The organism is Clostridium aminobutyricum (genome assembly GCF_017255415.1).
In the GTDB taxonomy this organism is placed as follows: Bacteria; Bacillota; Clostridia; order Peptostreptococcales; family Anaerovoracaceae; genus Aminipila; species Aminipila aminobutyrica.
This window is the reverse complement of sequence record NZ_JAFJZZ010000002.1, coordinates 17,346-37,485: the sequence shown is the minus strand read 5'-3', so window position 1 is coordinate 37,485 and position 20,140 is coordinate 17,346. Positions and strand designations below refer to the sequence as shown.

The window sequence follows — 20,140 nt, the reverse complement described above, 5'->3', positions numbered from 1 at the left end:
AATGTACTCATCAAATCGCTGGAGGGTGTGCAGGAATTTTTCCACAGGCAGTTACTAACCCCGATTCAATCGGATGAGCCGATGGAATTGAAGCCGTTAAATATGGGGAACTTGTATGTTCCGATCCCTATTTTTCAAGGGGGCATGGGAATAGGCATTTCCATGTGGAAGCTCGCTGCGGCTGTCTCTAAATGCGGCGGGGTCGGCATTATCTCAGGCGCGCAGCCGGGTTATATGGAAGATGATTTTTATACAGACCCGCTGTCGGCCAATGTTCGGGCTATGAAAAGAGAAGTGGAACAAGCGATCAATGAAGTAAAGGACATTCCGGGGGCAGGTCCCATCGGAATTAACATGATGTGCGCCGCAAGAAATTATGATGAAATCGTAAAAGCAGCCGTTGAGGCTGGTGCGCAGATTATTATTTCAGGGGCAGGTTTGCCGACGTCTCTGCCGGGGCTGGTAAAAGATAAGGACGTAAAACTTGTTCCGATTGTTTCTTCAGCCAGAGCGGCTGCAGTCATTATTCGGAGCTGGGCGAAAAAATACAACCGCACACCGGATGCTATTGTGTTTGAAGGACCAAAGGCAGGCGGACACCTTGGGTTTAAAGAAGAGCAGCTTGATTTGGCAAGTGAGAATTTCTATAAAACCATTATGGAGATCAAACAAGAAATTTCTTCACTGCCGGATTGCCCGCTTATTGTCGGCGGCGGAATTTACACCAAAGAAGATGTGGAGAAAGCGCTGGCTTACGGAGCGGATGGGGTACAGGTGGGAACGCGCTTTGTCCCGACGGAAGAATGTGATGCCCCTCAAAGCTTTAAGGACGCTTATGTAAATTGCACAAAAGAGGATATTGTTATCATAAAAAGTCCTGTCGGCATGCCGGGCAGAGCGATCCGAAATAAGTTTATTACAACGGTTGCTCAGTCGGCCCAAAAGCTTCCGATTAAGCGCTGCAATGGCTGCTTGACGGCTTGCAATCCAAAAGAAGCCCTATATTGTATTACGGAAGCCCTTATCACAGCGGCTAAAGGGGATGCAGAAAATGGGCTGGTGTTCTGCGGAAGCAATGCACATTATGTCGATAAGATTGTAAAAGTGAAGGACATTTTCAGAGAATTGACAGGAAGATAAATAGCTTAAAAGAATAACACATAGGTATAAATTTAAAACACTCCGTTCATTGGGCAGAAATCCATGAACGGAGTGTTGTTGCTTGCGGCAATCTTCCGGTCCTATTATAATAGACCTTGACGAGCTTTCAAATGGACTGAAGCTATTTTCACCATAAATGACGAGCAGATCTACGGGTAGAGAATAGGAATGGGAATTATGGTATAATGAAGAAAAGAAATGCTTGATGGTAGGTGAGAGGAAACATGTTATACATATATTATGGAAGAGATAATTTAGATAAAGATCGGTTCATCTTCGATCGAGTAACCGGCAGAACCATTCTGTTAGTACCGGATCAATTTACCCTGCAGGCAGAGCGAAATGCTTTTGAATACTTAGGGGTAAAGGGCCTCATGGATTTGGAGGTGATCAGTCCGTCCAGACTTGGGATGCGGGTTCTTCGTGAAGTAGGAGGCGAAAAAACCGTTCGTATTGATAAATACGGCAGGCATATGCTGCTGTCCAAGATCATCGGGCAGCAGAAGGAATCTTTACAGGTTTTTCGTGGGATGGAAACGAGAACGTCGTTTATTGAACTGGTAAACAATTTAATCTCCGAAATGAAGCAGTTTAATACAAGCCCGGAAGAATTGCCTGCTATTTTAAGCAAGCTGAACGAAGACTCGATCCTATACCGCAAATTGACGGAGGTACATGCGATCTATGAAAAGTACGAGGAAAGCATTCAGGGTAAATATGTTGACACAGAAGATTATTTGCAGGAATATATCTCTAAAATAAAAGATTCCAAGCTGGTGAAAGAAAGTGAATGTTGGGTATATGGCTTTGATTATTTCACCCCCAAGAACTTGGATTTACTGCGAGAAATAATCGGTACGGCGAAGGATGTTCATGTAGTCATGACCTACTGTGAAAAAAGCCGAGATGAGGAAATCTTTGCGCTTACGGGGGATATCATTCGAAAATTAGAAAGGGTCTCTCAAGGCCTTGCTATGAAGTATCATATAGCGGAAATACCGACGGAATATACTATTTTGACGGCAATGAAGGGCGGCGAAAAATCTCCTGAAATTGCAGCCTTGGAATCGGAATTGTTTTCGATTCCGGTTCAAAGGTGGCGCAATGAATGGAAGCAGGAAAGGGAGAAAGATGACTTATCGGCGGTCACCTTAGTTCAGTCGGCTAATATGTACGCCGAAGTTGAAACTGCTGCCGCCTTCATCACCCGGTTGATTCGTGAAAAGAGATTTCGCTACAAAGACATTGCTGTCATTTGCAATGATTTAGAAGTGCGCGGCTCCATTATAAAACGAGTTTTTGAAGAGCATGAGTTTCCATTTTTCATGGATAAAAAGAGAAGTATATTGCATAATCCGGTGGTTGGGCTTCATTTATATCTGCTGCAGCTTGCCGGTGGAAAGTTATTGCCGGAAACGGTTATCGGGATGGCTAAAACGGGACTTTTGGATCTTTCTGCGGACAGTATCGAAGAATTGGAGAATTACGCGTATCGATACAAGATACGGGGAGGCCTCTGGAAAAATGATTTTAAAAGAGGAATAACCGAGTATGAGGAAGAGAGGTTTGCGGACATCAATCATTCGAGGGAATATATCTTTACGCTCATAGAAGATTTTGCGGCCCCTTTTAAAAAAGCAGAAACAGCAGGTGAAAAAATTGCGGTATTCTATTACTTTCTAAAAGACCGATTGAAGCTGCAGGAAAAATTGCAGGTATTAATGGAGGAGCAAAACAGGAACGGCTATTATGAAGTGGCATTCGAAACTGCTCAGATTTGGAAAATCATTGTTGAACTGTTCGATCAACTTGTAACCATATTGGGTGAAGAAAAGCTATCCATTCACGAATTAGAGACCATATTAAGGGCGGGTTTTGAATCCGTGGAAATCGGTTTGCTTCCTTCTACTATTGATGAAATGATCGTCGGAACCATGCAGCGTACCAGAATAGGAAAGGTAAAGGCGTTGGTTGTAATCGGAGCGAATGATGGGATACTGCCGTCAGCGGCCAGTGGAGACGGCATCTTAAATGATGACGAGAAGGCCGTTCTCTTTCAGCATGAAGCAGAAATATGCAAATTGGATGAACTGCGCTCCTTGGAAGAAAAATTGGCTATTTATAGAACCTTGACAAAACCGGAGGTCTATTTATGGATGAGCTATTCTATCTCGGATAATGATGGAAAGGAATTGAAACCTTCGATGATTTTCAATAAGTTGACTCAGATTTTTCCGGCATTAAAGCTGGAAGAGGATATTGTCAGCAAAGGCGATCCTTTAGCGCTGATGGCCTCCAAGAGGAATTCTATCAAGCATATGACGGCTGCTTTGCGCGAAGGATTGGAAGGACAGCTTCTGCGAGATGAGTGGAAAGCGGCATTGGCATGGTATAAGGCCTATGACTCACCGCTTGCAGAGTTGGTTCAAGAGGGAATATTTTTTAAAGTCAAGGAAGAAAAATTACGCAAGGAGCAGGCTGAGCTCTTATATAAACGGGAAGAATCAAGCGAGCTGTCAATCAGTCCTTCCAGACTGGAAAAGTTCGGACGCTGTCCCTTCGCCCATTTCGTGAATTACGGCCTGAGGCCGGAAGAAAAGAGGGTGTTTGAAATTGCAGGCAGAGAAATTGGTGATATTTATCATTTGTGCCTGATGAAGCTCTCTGAACATCTGACGAAAAAAGGGGTCCCTATAACCGATGAGAAGTCTCCTTGGATGAGCATTACCCCGGATGAATGTGCGCACTTTGTCGGTGAATTTATTGATAAGGAAGGGGCTGTTTATCAAGAAGGCCTCTTAACAGGCGGGAAAGAAGAGTCCTATAAGGCCTCTCGACTCAAAAGAGTATGCACGGATGCGGCACAAATACTGATTGAACATGTTCAGCAGGGACATATAGAAGAGGTTTTCTTTGAAGCAGAATTCGGAAAAGCATCAAAAAAGCATTTCCCTCCGATAGAAGTTTCTATAGGAGAAGAAAAAGTATTCATTGAGGGAAAGATTGACCGAGTAGATTTCTTACCGGAAGATTATGTGAAAATAATAGATTACAAATCAGGCAGTGAAAAGTTTGATGCGGAGGAAGCCAAAGCCGGGTGGAAGCTGCAACTGATGTTGTATTTAAAAGCGGCCACAGTGATTCAGCCACAGGCCCTGCAGGAAGAGAAAAAGACAGAAGTGATAGAGTCTGCTCGTAAGCCTGCGGGTGTTTTCTACTTCAAACTGGACGAACCGATGATTAACGCAAGCAATATAGAGCGGGCGGCTCTGACGGAGAAGGTAAAAGAAGAAGTGCGGAAATCCTTTAAGCTTGACGGAATCATGGTCAATGAGCCGAAGGTGATAGAAAGCATTGCAGGTGATTTCACCGGAAGCTCAGATATTGTATCGATTCGTCGAAACAAGGAGGGGGTAATTGTTGGAACCGGTAAGGATAAGCTGTTGTCTTCGGAAGAATTTTCAGAATTGCAGCAGTCCATCGATGTGAAGATCACACAGCTTTGTGCTGAACTTGCTGAAGGAAGTGTGGCAATAAAACCGAAGAAGGTGAAAGAGCAAACTGCATGCACCTACTGTTTATACCGAAGCATTTGCCACTTTGATCTTGCCTTTGAAGGGTGCAGTTACGAGGTAGTAAAATAGAAAACTATAAGAGTCAAGGGCAGTCTGCCTTCGATTGGATTGTTTTGAAAATCCATTGATGGCAGACTGCCCTTGTTGTTTTTATAGTTTAATTATAACCAGATCGCCTTCTGCGCTCTCCACATTCACCAACTCAAAGTTACGATATTTTCTCTTCATACGGATAAGTTCAGAAAAGAGTCGGTTAATATCTGCTGCGCCTAAAGGGTTGGCCTCAAGTTTCAACGCTTTTTGAATTGCGAAGGATACCATGTGAGCCGATATACGGTTGGCAATTAAACGCGTGGGCACCGGAATATACAATCGTCTTCCATTCTTATCTCGAATATAAATTCTCATATCTTATTCCACCATAACTTCTACAATATCGCCTTCCGCACTTTCCACCTCAACTAGCTTGCCAATGACGCCTTTTTCAACCATCATCAGTACTTGTTCAATATTAATGTTCTTCAATGTTTCGTTAATACCGGTATTCCCGGAGATCTGAGGGATCTGCATGCCCAATTCAAGAGCCATCTTCACTAGCGGCATGGGGAGATTTACTCGAACTTTATCTCCTTTTACAGAGTTCACGATCACCTTAAAGATCATATCATCTAAGCTTTTTCTCTGAGCTTCCGGCAGATATAGTGTTTCAGCCTTTGGCTTGGAGGACAAAATGGCATCTGTTGTAGTGTCAAATAATTCGGCTAACTGCGGCAAAAGCATAATATCAGGACAAGAGATATCGTTTTCCCATTTAGATACCGCTTGGGGTGATACACCGAGTTTTTCTGCTAATTCGTCCTGTGTAAATCCTTTTGATTTTCTAAGATTTGAAATATTCATTCCGATTGTATTGTTCATATATATAACTCCTTTTGATTTGATACTTTTATTATAGGGAAACGAATACATCTGCGGAAGATATCATCAGTTGATTTCGGCCTTCTTGTCTCAACCAAAGGTTTATTTGTCACTCAACCAATGGTTGAAAATCCCGTTTGACAAACATATTCTATCAGTATTTCCGGAAAAAGTGTATAATAAACTATTTTCCGCCCTGTATGCTAAAACAATATGCAAAAGCGCATCAACATAAAAAACAGATAGGCAAATTTGCATCATTAACGAGCGATTTATTAGAAAACAAGGGAAATATATCCATCCTTGTTGTATAATCGCTCGGTTTTTGTATGTTTACAGGATATATATTTGGCACAAAAGTTGCTTTATATAGTTATCGGGAATTAAATTCACAAGGAAAGGAGGAAAAAATGCGAAAATATAAAGTTGTTATCACAGATAGAGAATACGATAATATAGACAATGAGTTACGCATTCTGGAGGAGATAAATGCTGATGTGTATGATTATCAATTTCGTAATGAAGAAGATATTATCCGAGTGGCTCGTGATTGCGATGCATTAATTATTCAATATGCAAAGATTACCTCGGAAGTTATTGAACAGTTAGAGCATTGCAAAATTATTGCAAAATATGCGACAGGGATTGATGGAATTGATCTTAAGTCTGCGACAGAACGTGGCATTTATGTAACCAATGTAAATGATTATTGTGCAGATGAAGTTTCTACCCATACCCTTTCTTTATTGCTACAGCTTGCACGTCGGATTAAACCCCTTGACTTGTGGACCTCTGCCGGTAATTGGTACAATATGGGACAATCGATAGTCAGCCTGAGAAAAAGCGTCGTGGGAGTAATTAGCTTTGGCCGTATCGCCAGGATGTTTATTGATAAGTTAAAGCCATTGTGTAATGAAATATGGGTTTATGACCGGTTTGTTTCGAAGGAAGAAATCGAAAGATATGGGGTAAAGGCAAAAGACTTTGATGAATTAGTCTCTCAAGCCGACTTTATTTCCATTCATGCGCCATTGACAGAAGAAACCAAACATCTTTTTAATCGCGATGTATTTAAAATAATGAAATCTTCGGCATCCATTATTAATGTGGCAAGAGGCGGACTTGTATGTGAAGAAGATTTAATATGGGCACTGCAAAATGGGGAGATTGAATCAGCAGCATTAGATGTGCTGGAGACAGAACCACCGGATAAGAATAGTCCATTGCTTATCATGAAAAATGTAATTGTGACACCGCATATCGCATGGTACTCAGCTGAATCTCAGAAAAAACTTCAGTCCACAGTGGCAGAAGATGTCGCAAGGGTTCTAACCGGTAAAGCACCTGAAAATCTGGTCAATAAAGAGTTACTCAAGGTCGATTGAAGCTTTTCTGTAACTCAACATAATCACGTCCTATAATCAAAATATAACTAAAACATCTACCTCATGAAAACGCAGCGAAAAATCTTTTGCTGCGTTTTTAAATTAAAAATGAAATATACAAAGAGCTTGTATCATAAACTATTTTAAGACAGCTTGGCTAGAAATCGTTAGCAAGTCATTGACAGGAAAATAATAAAGATGCAGGAATGCATCTAAGAGTACCTATTTCTGCTATATGTTTTTGGCATAAAAATTGCTGAATATACAGGTATTGACGTTTGTTCTTGTTATGAGATGGCATTTGATGTAGAATAACCTCAACAAAAGGGGAAAGCTTAATTGAAGGGTGGCTGAATAAAATGGATGATGAAAAAAGGAAGCAAGATTTAGAAGAAATTTTGGAAGGATCTTTTGATGGAATATTGGTAACAGATGGAGACGGGAAGGTTTTATTTGTCAACAGCTCTTATGAGAGAGTCGCCGAGATTAAAAAGTGTGAAATAGAAGGCAAATACATGCGAGATCTAATCAATCCCGTATGGATGCCAAATTCGGTTGCTTATGTGGTTGCTGAGAAAAAAACGGTGGTCTCTAAACGGCAGGTTGTAAAATCAGGAAGACATATCATGGTAACCGGCAGACCTATTTTTGATGAAAATGGCGATATTAAAAAAATTGTTATCAATGCAAGAGATATCACTGAAATTTACAATTTATCCGAAGAGCTTCAAAAATCAAAACAAACCGAAAAAATGTACATGGATAGGCTTGCCGATTTATCTTCATTTGTCAGAAAGAACACCCCAATTTTAGCGGTAAGTAAACTGATGAAAGAGGTGCTGGCTCTGGCTGAAAAAGTGGCCAACTTTCATGCAACGGTTTTAATTTTAGGAGAGTCCGGTGTAGGCAAGGAAGAAGTTGCAAAATATATACATCAAAATAGTATGAGAAAAAACGGCCCTTTTGTTGCAATCAACTGCGGGGCTATCCCTGCAAATTTATTAGAATCTGAACTGTTCGGATACGAAAAAGGAGCCTTTACAGGTGCCATGCAATCCGGTAAAGAGGGTTTGTTGGAAGCGGCTAAAGGCGGCACGGTATTTTTAGATGAAATTGGTGAGATCACACTGGATTTTCAGGTGAAATTGTTAAGGTTCTTAGAGAGCAAAGAGGTTCGAAGAGTAGGCGCCGTAGATTCTAAAATAGTGGATGTTAGGGTAATTGCTGCGACGAATAGAGATTTACAGCAAATGATTGAAGAAGGAAAATTCAGAGAAGATTTATATTATAGATTAAATGTGGTGCAGATTGAAGTTCCGCCATTGAATAAGCGAATTGATGATATTATGCCATTAGCGACTTTTTTCTTACAAAAATATAACGTAAAGTATGATCAAGAGAAATTATTAACGTATGATGTGGTAAAGGAACTGGAAAATCGAAACTGGGTGGGTAACGTAAGAGAATTAAAAAACGTCATAGAAAATATGGTTATCATCAGCAACAACGAATACCTGCAAGTAGAAGATTTGCCTTGGTATAGAAAAGAATATGAGATGAAAAAGACAAGAGAACTCAATAAAATTAATACGGATGAGGAAATGTCTTTAATCGATGCGATGGATGAATTTGAAAGAAAACTCCTGATGAATGCAAAGGAGAGATATGGATCCACAAGAGAAATGGCGGTAAAGCTAAAGGTAAATCAATCGACAATTGTTCGAAAATTACAGAAATATAATTTGGTATAACTAAAACTGAGCAAATGGTTTGTTTCAATCATTTTGCTCAGCTCCTACTAATGTATTTAAATCATTTATACCAAAACCAAAGGGAGCAGGAGTGTCGGTAGAAGGAGATACACCAAAAGAAAAGGCTGCGAACTTAATGGTTAGTCTAAAAGAAAAGCACATTATTTAGGAGGAGTATAGAAATGGAGAATTTACAGGACTATAAAATTTTGTTAGTTGAAAGTGGCGTTCCTCCAATATGCCATAATTAATTCATATAAGTAACAGCAAAAAACGAAAGCCTAAATCAACGTTTAGGCTTTCGTTTTTTGCTGTTATTGGAATAGTTGTAGGCCGACAGATCTCAGCATTTAGGTGGATCTGCCGGAATGGGATGAGGGTTAGTGGGTTAAATTATAGAGTTACGCCGTCCTTTAAGATGCCCATCTGATAATACTCGTTCATTTCGTTTTTTGTTTTGTATTCTCCGTTAGCGGTGGCTAGGATGGAATCGTATAATTCTTTATTCAGTGCCTCGATTTGCTCCGAGGTTTTAGCAGATAGTAAGCGCCCTGCATCGTAGTCGATCCAAGACTTCTTTTTAGTTGCCAAAGCAGTGTTAGAGGATAACCTGAAGGTTGGGCCTGCAAACCCGCATGGCGTTCCTCTCCCTGTTGTAAAAATTGTCAATACTGCACCTGCAGCAATTTGGCCTGTTACTCCCGCAAGATCATTGCCTGGACCACTAATTAACACGAATCCATTTTTAGTGGTTCTGTCTCCATATTCCAGAACTTCAGTTACCGCGCAGTGACCGCCTTTCTGTATGCATCCCAAAGATTTTTCCTCTAAAGTAGTGAGCCCTCCTGCTTTGTTACCTTGTGTTGGGTTATCGGCAGCTTTTTCACCATATCGTGCAAAATAGGCATCATAATTATGCATCATAGAGACAATATCTCTAAAAACTGACTCATTTGCAGCCCTATTCATTAAAATGTGCTCTGCACCCATCATTTCTGGGACTTCTGTCATATTCATAGTGCTGCCTTCTTGAACAAGCGTATCACATAGGGTTCCAAGCAGAGTATTCGCTGTAATGCCAGAATAAGCGTCAGAACCCCCACAATTCATCGCTATATGCAATTTACTTAGGCTTATAGGTGTTCTCACATCGGTTTTTATAACTTCCATAATTTCATCAATTAAGGCCATTCCTGTTTCAAATTCATCTTCACAGTTTTGCAATGATAGTACTTTGATTCTTGATTTATTATAATTGCCAAGATAGGTTTCCAAGACTTCAGGAATAGCCATTTCACAGCCAAGACTGACAATGATTACTCCGCCAAAGTTGGCATTCTTTATAACACCGGCTAAAATCTTACAGGTGGTATCAAGGTCTTTACCCGTTTGACTGCATCCAAAATCCTGGGTCAGGGGCAGAATTCCATCAAAAAATGTAGTAGAGGGATATTTTGAATTTGCTAGTCTCGATAGTTTATGTAATGGGCCATTGGCGCAAAATACGGTGGAAATCAAAGCCACATGATTTCGAATTCCTGCAGAACCGTCTTCCCTGGCGTAGCCCATAAAAGTTTTATCAGAGAGCCTAGGGAAAATTGAAATATCGTTGAAATTATAGGTATATTCTTTTGATTTCCCAAGGCCTGTCACCTCATTATGAGAATGGACCCACTGCCCTGTTTTAATTGGAACGGAAGCATATCCTATAATATTATCGTATTTTCTGATACCCTCTCCCACTTCAAAATGTTTCAAAGCAATTTTGTGTGCGTTAGGAATATCATCAAGCAGAACAATGGATTGCCCATCAATTTCTATAGTTTCACCAGTTTTTAAATCAGTTGTAGCTAGGGCAACTGTATCGTTTGAATATAGTTTAATTGCACTCATTTGTAACTCCTTTTCGTTATAATAGTACCTAATATGCAAAATTTATGCCATCTGAGCTTATAGTCCGGATATGAATTGTAAAAATAGCAGATTGTAAATTTTATATTTAAGATGAAACAGAACCGCATGCGATTTTCTTTCCGCCACCTTAATTTTGCAATACTACCAAAGTTATTTCGGTGATATAATAAGACTTAAATTTTCGATAGGAATGTAATGGCATATTGAACTTGTGATACTTCTGTCTAATACATATTTTAATCTATTTAGAAGAGGAGCTTCCTACTTTGATGCCGATTTGATATTTGATGCGTAATAGCATCGACAATATTTCTTTGATGCGTAATAGCATCGACAACATTTCGCATGTTGTTGAAAGTTAGAGCTATCGATGGCAAGCTAAAAAATATAGAGTGATCCAAACCCATGAAATTTAATGAAAATAACTTGATTTTATTAATCATCAGAAAATTAGGTAAATTGGCACAAAGATTGCAGTATACATTAGCAGTGTGAGTGCACACAGATTATTAAATATTTTGAAAGAGAAGGAGTTTTGCGTATGAAAATCAAGAAAATTATAGTAAGTGCATTAGTGCTTGCTCTAGCATTCTCATTTACCGCCTGTGGAGGCGGTGAAGCAAAAGCGGCACCTGACACAAAAACAGAAGATAAGAAAGTGGTTCTTCATGTGGGTGCAACTGTTTCAACAACACATGCTTGGTATAAGGCAGCGCAACAAATGAAAGACGAAATTTATGAAAAATCAAACGGCAGTATTGAGTTGGTGCTCGACTTTGCTGGAGTTCATGGGGGAGACCGTGAAATCACAGAAGCAGTACAGAACGGAACATTAGGTATGGCTATCTGTGCAGATATCGGTTTTACGCAGGTAGTAACTGATGCTGGCTATGTCAACCTTCCTTACTTATTCCCGACCCTGGAGGACGTAGATAAGAATTATTATAATGGATGGATTGGTGAAGCGGTAAAAGGATCCATGGAGAAAAAGGGACTTGAAGTTCTTGGATTTACAGACAGTGACTTCCGTTATATCACGAATTCAAAACATCCAATCCAAAAGCCGGAAGATTTAAAGAATTTAAAACTGCGTGTTCCACCAAATCCAATGTATGTCAAATTCTTTGCAGAACTTGGAGCCCAGCCTACAGCCATGTCCATCGGTGAAGTTGCATCAGCATTACAGCAGAAAGCAATTGATGGACAAGACAATGGTCCTATTATTACATACACCTTTGGATTTCAACAGTTCCAACCATACTTGACAAGAACAAACCACGCTTTTGCGGGTGCAGCATTCTTTACTGGAAAGACAACCATGGACCAATTATCTCCTAACCAGCAGAAGCTGATGAGAGAGCTTGGTGAGAAGTATTCAGCGGTTGCTACGGAGCTGATCAGACAAGACACTGCTAAATATGAAGAAGAAATGGCAGCTACTACACAAATTTTAGACAATACGCCAGAACTTGACGCAGCATTTAAAGAAGCGGCTAAAAAGGTATGGAACGATACAGAAATAACAAAAGCTTTTGACCAGGAAGTAATGAAAAAATTATTATCACAACAGCAATAAATTAAAGAACATATTTGAGCTGCTTATAGCAGCTCAAATATGTTGAAATATTGAGAGGTAAACTATGGAAAGAAAAGCAAAGGTTGAAATCATTTCATCTGCTTTGGGAGTGGTTGAGACAAGATTTCTAGGAATATTCTTTTTTCTGATGCTGACTCTTTTATTTGTTCAGGTAGTTTGTAGATATTATCTTCATTTGCCGTTGGCTTGGGTAGAAGAATTAATACGATACCTATTTATAGGGGTTAGTTATTTAGGTTGCGCCGTAGCAATAAAAGACAGAGCGCATATTGAAATAAATATTTTGCCGGCAATTATTATGGCAGGAACAAAGTCAAAGGAAAAAACAGATAGAGTATTATACTTTGGTGATATTCTTCTAGGCATTATCAGTACAGTTTTTTTGGGGTACCTTCTTTATACGATGGTGCAGTATATGCTGGAGACAAAAGCATATGAACAGGTGTCTGTAGCAATGCAGATACCAATGTGGAGCATAGTAGCAATTATTGTGGTATCAAGTGCATTATCCCTGTTCCATTGCATCTGCAACCTGATCATGATGATCCGTAACAAAACCACAATAACATCTAAGGAAGAGGAGGAATTAAAGAATCTATGAGTAATTTAGCGATATTTTTAGTAATCTTTCTTGGACTGGCACTTTTGAGGCTTCCTGTTCCATTCAGCATGGGAATTGCATCCGTTATTGTTTTTGTAGTTGCGGGTCTACCCCTTGCCAGCGTAGCACCAGCTATGTTTTCCTCACTGGATTCCTTTACATTCCTGGCGATTCCTGCATTTATATTTGCGGGAGACATGATGGCGGTTGTCGGAATCTCCAGTGCGATCATTAACTTTGCCAATTCATTTATTGGCAGATTGAGAGGTGCGGTCGGAGCGGTTACAGTAATCACATCGTTATTGTTCGGAGCAATCACAGGATCCTCCCTTGCGACCATTACCGGTATCGGCGGAATGATGCTTCCTGAGATGGTGAAAAGAGGATACAGCAGGGAATACAGCACCGCATTGATCTCCTGCTGCGGATTTTTGGGAATATTGATACCGCCAAGTATCCCTGGAATCATATACGCGATGATGTCCGGCGCTAACCTGATGGATGTTTGGCTTTGTACTGTTACTCCTGGTATCATGCTTGGAATTGGATATATTGTCATTAACTACTTTACATATGGAAAAAAGCAAGAAAAGACGACAGAACCATTTAAGTTCGTACCATATGTAAACGGAATCAGGAAATCCTTTTGTCAATCAATTGTAGCCTTATTATGCCCGATTATTATTTTTTACGGAATCTACGGTGGGATTTTTACACCGACTGAGGCAGGAGCGGTGGCAGTATTCTATGGACTGGTAGTTGGATGGGTGTATTTACCGGTTATAAAAAAGACTTGGCCTGAAAAGAAATTCAGAACGCTTGTTGAAGACTCAGCGGTTTCCAGTGCCGCCATTTCCATGCTTATCGTTTTCGCGGCCATTGCCAGCAGAATGATCACTTTCACACGAATCCCGGAAATTTTAACGAATACACTTATGGGCATTACGGATTCAAAATTTGTATTTCTTCTGGTTCTTAACATATTGTTGATTATCGTAGGAATGTTCATGGAGACAAATACAAGTATTTTGCTGCTTGGACCGATCCTTATTCCGATTGCAACCTCCTTTGGTGTAGATCCTATTCACTTTGCAGCAATCATGCTGCTCAATCTGGAAATCGGTATGATCACTCCTCCTTTTGCAGCAAACTTATTCGTAGGTTGCAAGGTTGGAAAATGTACGATGGATCAGGTTCTTCCGCACATGATGCCATTCTTTATCGTGTGTATTATCGTGCTGATGATCATAACCTACGTACCATCAATCGTATTGTTTTTACCAGCTATGTTCTAAATCATGTTTCTCTTCATATAGTCAATATAAAAATAGCACGTACTTTTATGCAATAAAAGTGCGTGCTGTTTCCGAGTAATGGAGAATTCAATCACCATGTCATAAAGCTATTTCCTAATTTGCCTTGTTCTTCTAAAGTGGATACATAAATGGACAATAGTGCAACAAAACCAAAGTAAATGTCTAACATATAATAAAACTCTAAAAGGAGAAAGCTAAATGATTATTATATTTGCTAAAATTCTCAGCGTATTCAGCATATCGTTGATAGGATATGCCGCGAATAAACTCAAATGGATGCCAATCGAATCGAACAAATACTTTTCAGTCTTACTAATCAATATTTCCAGTCCGTGTCTTATTATTTACTCCATGAGCCAGCAGGAGATGAGCGAAGAGACGTTGACATCTGTAGTACAGACCGCTTCGCTTATGCTTTTAGCTTTAATTACCGCGACGGTAATTTCTATTTATATCGCCAAAGTCTTCAAATTTCCGCAGGAAGACCGTGGGGTCTATCGAGCATTGCTTGTTCTGACAAACAATGGGTTTATGGGATATCCGCTTTCTCTAGCCGTTTTTGGTGAAAAGGGATTATTTCTAATGATTGTTGCCAATGCAGTCTTTACAATATATCTTTATTCAGCTGGTGTTATGGTGTTGATATCAGGTAAAGGCGGAAAGCTGGATCTGAAAAGTGCGCTTAAATCAATTTTTTCCATTCCTGTAGTATCTAGCGTTATCGGTTTGTTGATTTTTATTTTCGGAATACAAATTCCGTCTCTTCTGGGAAATTTCTTAAATACTGTCGGGGCGATCACCATACCGCTTTCCATGCTAATCATTGGAATCCAGCTTGCAGAAAGCAAAGCTAGGGAGATTCTCGCAAACAAGCATCTTTTTATAACTCTCATTCTGAAATTGATCCTATTTCCGGTCCTTCTATTCGCATTATTAGTATGGTTGCCTTTCCGGCCGTTAGTATTTTGCATAGTAATTTTTGCAATGGCAATGCCGTCGGCAGCTGTTATACCGGTGCTTGCAGAAATTTACGGATCCAATGCGAAGCTGGCTGCACAGGTAGTTTTCATCACTACTATGTTTTCCCTGATAACTCTTCCGATTTTTGGAATCCTACTGACTTCATATATTGGAAAATAGAAACAGTTTAACAGAAAAATATGATGCAAAGCTGCATTACAAGAAAAATAAATTTACAGAAGCGCATCGATGTAAAATCGAAAAATGAGAAGAATATAGCATTTTTTTGCTGCAAATTTCGAAAATTATGGATTATATTGCAATATGGTTTTGGCACAAAAATTGCTTGATAAATAATTAATGGTAACGCGCTTTAAGCAAAAGGAGGAAAAATGAAAAAATATAAGGTTGTAATCACAGATAGGGAAATACGAAAATATAGAAAATGAATTACAGATTTTACAGAAAATAAATGCGGACGTGTATGACTATTGTAAGGACTCTGACTGGGAGGGTACCTGAAAATCTAGTAAACAAAGAATTGATTAAAAAGTACTGAATAAATGAAAGTAAGAAGGGAAAAAGAAATGATTTCTGTATTGACAACACCTGGCAAGTATTTTCAATGTAAAAATGCGTTGGCATATTTGCCCAAATATACAAATTACATGGGAGATACGTTTGCTATAATCTGTGATAAATTTGTTATGAAAATGCTAAGAGAGTTATTGATATCTGTTTTTGATAACAATATTACTTTGGAATTTTTTGAATTTAATGGGGAATCCACTTGGAAAGAAGCAAATCAATTAGTAGAACAAATTCAAAAGAAATCATGTGAAGTGGTTATTGGACTTGGCGGAGGAAAAACCATTGATACAGCAAAGTTGGTTTCAGATTTATGCGATCTGCCATTAGTTATTATCCCAACAGTGGCTTCATCGGATGCACCATGTAGTTCAATATCGGTAGTTTATAATGAAGATGGGAGCTTTAAAGAGGCAATAAAACTTGATCGTAACCCAGATATTGTTCTGGTTGATACAGAAATTATTTTAAATGCTCCGGTAAGAACGCTCATTGCAGGTATTGGCGATGCTTTTTCAACTTATTATGAAGCGAGGGCATGCAGACAATCAGGTGCGCTGAATTTTAGTGGAGGAGTGGCAACGGAAGCGGGGTTTGAACTTACCAGACTGTGCAGAGATATATTATTTGAATATGCAGAACAGGCAAAACATGCTGTAGAAAACAGATACTGGTGTGAAGAATTGGAGAAAGTCGTAGAGGCAAATATTTATTTGAGCGGGGTAGGATTCGAAAATAATGGTTGTGCGATAGCTCATGCAGTATACAATGGCTTAACTGCAATTATATCACCCTTTCCGGCACTGCATGGCGAAGCAGTAGCCTACGGGACTTATGTGCAACTATTAATGGAGGGTACAAGCAATGAAGAGATGGCGAAGATTACTGATTTCTATCACGCAACAGGAATGCCAACCTCTTTGAAGGAATTAGGCATATCAGATGTCAACCTAGATCTGTTAGAGCAAATCGCAATTGCAATTTGCAATACAAAACATGTAAAAAATATGCCATTTGAAGTTAAAATGGATCAGGTTAAATTAGTATTGCAGCAATTAGAAGGGATATAAAATGGATATTTTTGATTTGAAAGGTAAAAAAGCCATCATAACCGGTGCTAGCAGGGGCCTTGGCCGAGGAATGGCGGAAGGTTTATATCAGGTCGGCGCAGAACTTGTGATTATGGGAACTAGCGATAGTATAAAGGAAGTGGCAGATCAAATAGGGACGCCTAGAAGAAAAGTACATGGAGTAATTGCAGATTTTAAAGATAAAGAAGCAATTGTTAAGGCTTTTGAGGAGGCAATGAGCTATCTGGGGGATATAGATATTTTGATAAATAATGCAGGAATCCAGATACGCCATGCTTCAGAAGAGTTCCCAATAGATGACTGGGAGAAGGTTCTTATGGTAAATCTTACGGCTTCATTTATGATGAGCCAGTTAGCAGCAAAAGTTATGCTGGAAAAAGGATATGGGAAAATTATAAACATCGCATCCTTATTAAGCTTTTCCGGTGGCCTTACAGTACCTGCATATGCTGCAAGTAAAGGAGGCATTGCGCAAATGACAAAAGCATTATCCAATGAATGGGCAGCAAGAGGTATAAATGTAAATGCCATAGCGCCTGGATATATGGATACTGACAATATTGCGGCTTTGAAAAACGATCCACTTCGAAAGAGACAAATTTTGGACCGCATCCCTGCAGGTAGATTTGGAACACCAAATGATCTGCTAGGTGGAGTGATTTTCCTTGCATCTCAAGCATCAGATTATGTAAATGGCAGCATTTTAGTTATAGATGGAGGTTGGATGGGCCGATGAAGTAAAATGCATGTTAGACAAACGTTAATAGGCTTTTCTTTAATTTACTCTACGCAGAAAACAACCCCTTAAAAAGTGCTAAATATTTGATGCGGAAATGGATAATGATGCAAAAATGCATCTGATTATGATATAACAGAGATTTATAATTTGGCGGGAGAGCTTCAGAAATCGAAATAAACTGAAAAAATGTATATGGACAGACTTGCTAGAGGCCGCTAAAGGTGGAACCGTATGTTTAGACGAAAATATTTGAACCTGACCGCGGATAAAGACTGAGCCAAGTGATTTAATTCGAATCATTTAGGCTCTTTTTTGTTTGTCAAAATGAGATGCAAATCTGCATCTAAGGCAATTATGTATTAAAATGAAAAGTTATTTCAAGATGAAAAAGCATAGTAATAATAGCTAATTGAAAATAAAGTATAACCTAATAAACTTTGAAATTCAAACGTTTATCTGGATTCAAGAAGATTAAAAAAATTTTTTTAAAAAGTTGGCATGATTATTGTATTAAATTAAGAATGTTAAATAAGATGGCAGATAATGAGTTGATTATAGTGCTGTAGTTTTGAAAATAGAACGGAGGAAGTTTAATGGAATTTACTTATTCAAGAGAACAACAAATGCTCAAAAAGATGTTGAAGAAATTTGCTGAAACAGAAATCGCTCCTATTTCTTCAGAAATTGATGAAAAAGCAATCTATCCATATGAAACAGTAGCAAAGTTAGGAGAATTGGGCGTGATGGGCATGCCGTTTCCACAAGAATATGGCGGAGCCGGCACCGATTATTTAACATACATTATGGCTATTGAAGAAATTTCAAAAATTGATGCTTCACATGGTGTCATTGTTCAGACCCATAATGCGTTATGCTGCTGGCCAATTTTTACTTACGGAACGCAAGAACAGAAGCAGAAATACCTTCCAGCTTTATTATCAGGCAGGAAATTGGGTGCTTTTGGGCTTACTGAACCCAATGCCGGAACGGATGCGGCCGGCACTCAGACAAAAGCAGTTGATGCAGGAGATCATTGGATTCTGAATGGAAGTAAGATCTTTATTTCAGGCGGTGGAATTGCGGATGTTTACGTTATCATGGCTATGACAGACAAATCGAAAGGAACAAAAGGTATCAGCGCATTTATCGTTGAAAAAGGCACACCGGGATTTTCCTTCCCAAAACATGAAAATAAGATGGGCATTAGAGGTTCAATCGCAGCTGAATTAGTATTTGAAGATTGTAAAATACCGAAAGAAAATCTGTTAGGGCTAGAAGGAAAGGGTTTTAAGGTCGCCATGACCTCTCTTGATGTCGGCAGACTGGGAATTGCTGCACAAGCTTTGGGTATCGCACAAGGCGCTTTTGACCAAACCGTAACCTATATGAAGCAAAGAAAACAATTTGGAAGGACTCTTGATAAATTCCAGGCTCTTGCTTTTGAAATGGCATCCATGAAAACCAGAATCGATGGAGCGAGATATCTTTTATATGATGCATGCAATATTAGGGATAGAGGTTTGCCGGCTACTGTTTCTGCGGCAGAAGCCAAATTAGCATGCTCAGAAGCCGCTATGTATGTAACAACGAAAGCCGTTCAGTTCCATGGCGGATACGGTTACATAAAGGATTATCCAGTGGAGAGAATGATGCGAGATGCTAAAATTACTGAAATCTATGAGGGTACGTCAGAAGTGATGAAGATGGTTATGGCAGGAGACATTTTTAAATAAATTACGGAGGAATATTATAATGAAAATTATTGTTTGCGTAAAGCAAGTACCAGATACAAACGAGATTAAAATTAATCCTGAGACAGGCACACTAATTAGAGATGGTGTACCGTCCATTTTGAATCCAGATGATGCAAATGCGTTGGAACAGGCACTTCGAGTTAAAGATTTATATCCGGACACAACGGTTTCCGTTATTACCATGGGACCTCCTCAGGCTAATGAAATGCTTCAGGAGTGTATTGCTATGGGAGCAGATGATGCCATTCTTTTATCGGATCGAGCACTAGGAGGCTCCGATACTTGGGCCACATCAAATGCACTCTCTGCAGGAATAAAGAAAATTGGTGAATATGATATGATCTTTGCCGGCAGACAGGCTATTGATGGAGATACAGCTCAGGTTGGCCCTCAGATTGCTGAAAAACTGGGCGTTTCACAAGTAACATATGTGAAGGAATTTGAATTGATAAAGGATGGTATTTTAGTAAAAAGAGCTTTGGAAGATGGATACGAATTGCTTAAGGTTAAAACGCCATGTGTTTTAACAGCAATAAAGGAATTAAATAAGCCTAGATATATGTCTGTAAAAGGAATTTTAAAGGCAGGAAAACAAACAATTAAGATTTGGAATGCTGAGGATATTGGTGTTGACCTGACGACAGTAGGGTTAAAAGCATCCCCTACGAATGTATTTAAGTCATTTACACCAAAGCCAAAAGGAGCAGGAGTAATAGTGCAAGGCGATACACCAAAAGAAAAGGCTGCGAACTTAATGGCTACATTAAAAGAAAAGCACATTATATAGGAG

15 protein-coding genes are annotated in these 20,140 nt (G+C 39.4%); 12 read left to right on the top strand and 3 right to left on the bottom strand.

Translation table 11 applies throughout. The features are described from left to right. The first annotated feature begins 81 nt into the window (after nt 1–81). The gene (locus tag JYB65_RS06440; protein WP_245156628.1) at nt 82–1,140 is read left to right on the top strand and encodes an NAD(P)H-dependent flavin oxidoreductase; all 1,059 of its coding nucleotides are present in this window, start codon (nt 82–84) and stop codon (nt 1,138–1,140) included. A gap of 245 nt (nt 1,141–1,385) precedes the next feature. Beyond that, nucleotides 1,386–4,805: a PD-(D/E)XK nuclease family protein gene (locus JYB65_RS06435; protein WP_206581836.1), complete on the top strand. Its 3,420-nt coding sequence runs from the start codon at nt 1,386–1,388 to the stop codon at nt 4,803–4,805. A gap of 81 nt (nt 4,806–4,886) precedes the next feature. Here JYB65_RS06435 and JYB65_RS06430 read toward each other — a convergent pair whose 3' ends face one another. Both JYB65_RS06430 and JYB65_RS06425 read right to left on the bottom strand, forming a co-directional pair. Further along, nucleotides 4,887–5,144, bottom strand: a complete 258-nt coding sequence (locus JYB65_RS06430) for a hypothetical protein (protein ID WP_206581835.1) — start codon at nt 5,142–5,144, stop codon at nt 4,887–4,889. 3 nt (nt 5,145–5,147) lie between these two features. After that, nucleotides 5,148–5,654, bottom strand: a complete 507-nt coding sequence (locus tag JYB65_RS06425; protein WP_206581834.1) for a helix-turn-helix domain-containing protein — start codon at nt 5,652–5,654, stop codon at nt 5,148–5,150. Between the two features lie 410 nt (nt 5,655–6,064). Between JYB65_RS06425 and JYB65_RS06420 the strand changes: the two genes are divergently transcribed. Together JYB65_RS06420 and JYB65_RS06415 are read left to right on the top strand one after the other, a co-directional pair. Then, nucleotides 6,065–7,039 carry a C-terminal binding protein gene (locus tag JYB65_RS06420; RefSeq protein ID WP_206581833.1) on the top strand — a complete coding sequence of 325 codons (975 nt, stop codon included), beginning with the start codon at nt 6,065–6,067 and terminating at the stop codon, nt 7,037–7,039. A 359-nt stretch (nt 7,040–7,398) separates the two neighbouring features. Further along, the gene (locus tag JYB65_RS06415) at nt 7,399–8,790 is read left to right on the top strand and encodes a sigma-54 interaction domain-containing protein (protein ID WP_206581832.1); all 1,392 of its coding nucleotides are present in this window, start codon (nt 7,399–7,401) and stop codon (nt 8,788–8,790) included. A gap of 393 nt (nt 8,791–9,183) precedes the next feature. Here JYB65_RS06415 and JYB65_RS06410 read toward each other — a convergent pair whose 3' ends face one another. Next, complete coding sequence (locus tag JYB65_RS06410) at nt 9,184–10,683, bottom strand: UxaA family hydrolase (RefSeq protein WP_206581831.1); 1,500 nt, start codon at nt 10,681–10,683, stop codon at nt 9,184–9,186. Between the two features lie 562 nt (nt 10,684–11,245). Between JYB65_RS06410 and JYB65_RS06405 the strand changes: the two genes are divergently transcribed. The 8 genes from JYB65_RS06405 (at nt 11,246) to etfB (ending at nt 20,137) form a co-directional block, all read left to right on the top strand. Then, nucleotides 11,246–12,280: a TRAP transporter substrate-binding protein gene (locus JYB65_RS06405; protein WP_245156627.1), complete on the top strand. Its 1,035-nt coding sequence runs from the start codon at nt 11,246–11,248 to the stop codon at nt 12,278–12,280. A 64-nt stretch (nt 12,281–12,344) separates the two neighbouring features. Next, nucleotides 12,345–12,902, top strand: a complete 558-nt coding sequence (locus JYB65_RS06400; protein WP_206581829.1) for a TRAP transporter small permease — start codon at nt 12,345–12,347, stop codon at nt 12,900–12,902. Further along, nucleotides 12,899–14,197, top strand: a complete 1,299-nt coding sequence (locus JYB65_RS06395) for a TRAP transporter large permease (RefSeq protein WP_206581828.1) — start codon at nt 12,899–12,901, stop codon at nt 14,195–14,197. Before JYB65_RS06400 ends, JYB65_RS06395 begins: the two co-directional genes overlap by 4 nt. Nucleotides 14,198–14,416: 219 nt before the next feature. Further along, nucleotides 14,417–15,358 carry an AEC family transporter gene (locus JYB65_RS06390; protein WP_206581827.1) on the top strand — a complete coding sequence of 314 codons (942 nt, stop codon included), beginning with the start codon at nt 14,417–14,419 and terminating at the stop codon, nt 15,356–15,358. Nucleotides 15,359–15,765: 407 nt separating this feature from the next. Continuing rightward, nucleotides 15,766–16,836, top strand: coding sequence for a glycerol dehydrogenase (locus JYB65_RS06385; RefSeq protein WP_206581826.1), 1,071 nt, complete (start codon nt 15,766–15,768; stop codon nt 16,834–16,836). Nucleotide 16,837: 1 nt separating this feature from the next. After that, the gene (locus JYB65_RS06380; RefSeq protein ID WP_206581825.1) at nt 16,838–17,593 is read left to right on the top strand and encodes an SDR family NAD(P)-dependent oxidoreductase; all 756 of its coding nucleotides are present in this window, start codon (nt 16,838–16,840) and stop codon (nt 17,591–17,593) included. Nucleotides 17,594–18,189: 596 nt separating this feature from the next. Beyond that, nucleotides 18,190–19,329: an acyl-CoA dehydrogenase gene (locus tag JYB65_RS06375; protein WP_206581824.1), complete on the top strand. Its 1,140-nt coding sequence runs from the start codon at nt 18,190–18,192 to the stop codon at nt 19,327–19,329. Nucleotides 19,330–19,348: 19 nt separating this feature from the next. Continuing rightward, the gene (gene etfB, locus JYB65_RS06370; protein WP_206581823.1) at nt 19,349–20,137 is read left to right on the top strand and encodes an electron transfer flavoprotein subunit beta; all 789 of its coding nucleotides are present in this window, start codon (nt 19,349–19,351) and stop codon (nt 20,135–20,137) included. Nucleotides 20,138–20,140: the final 3 nt, after the last annotated feature.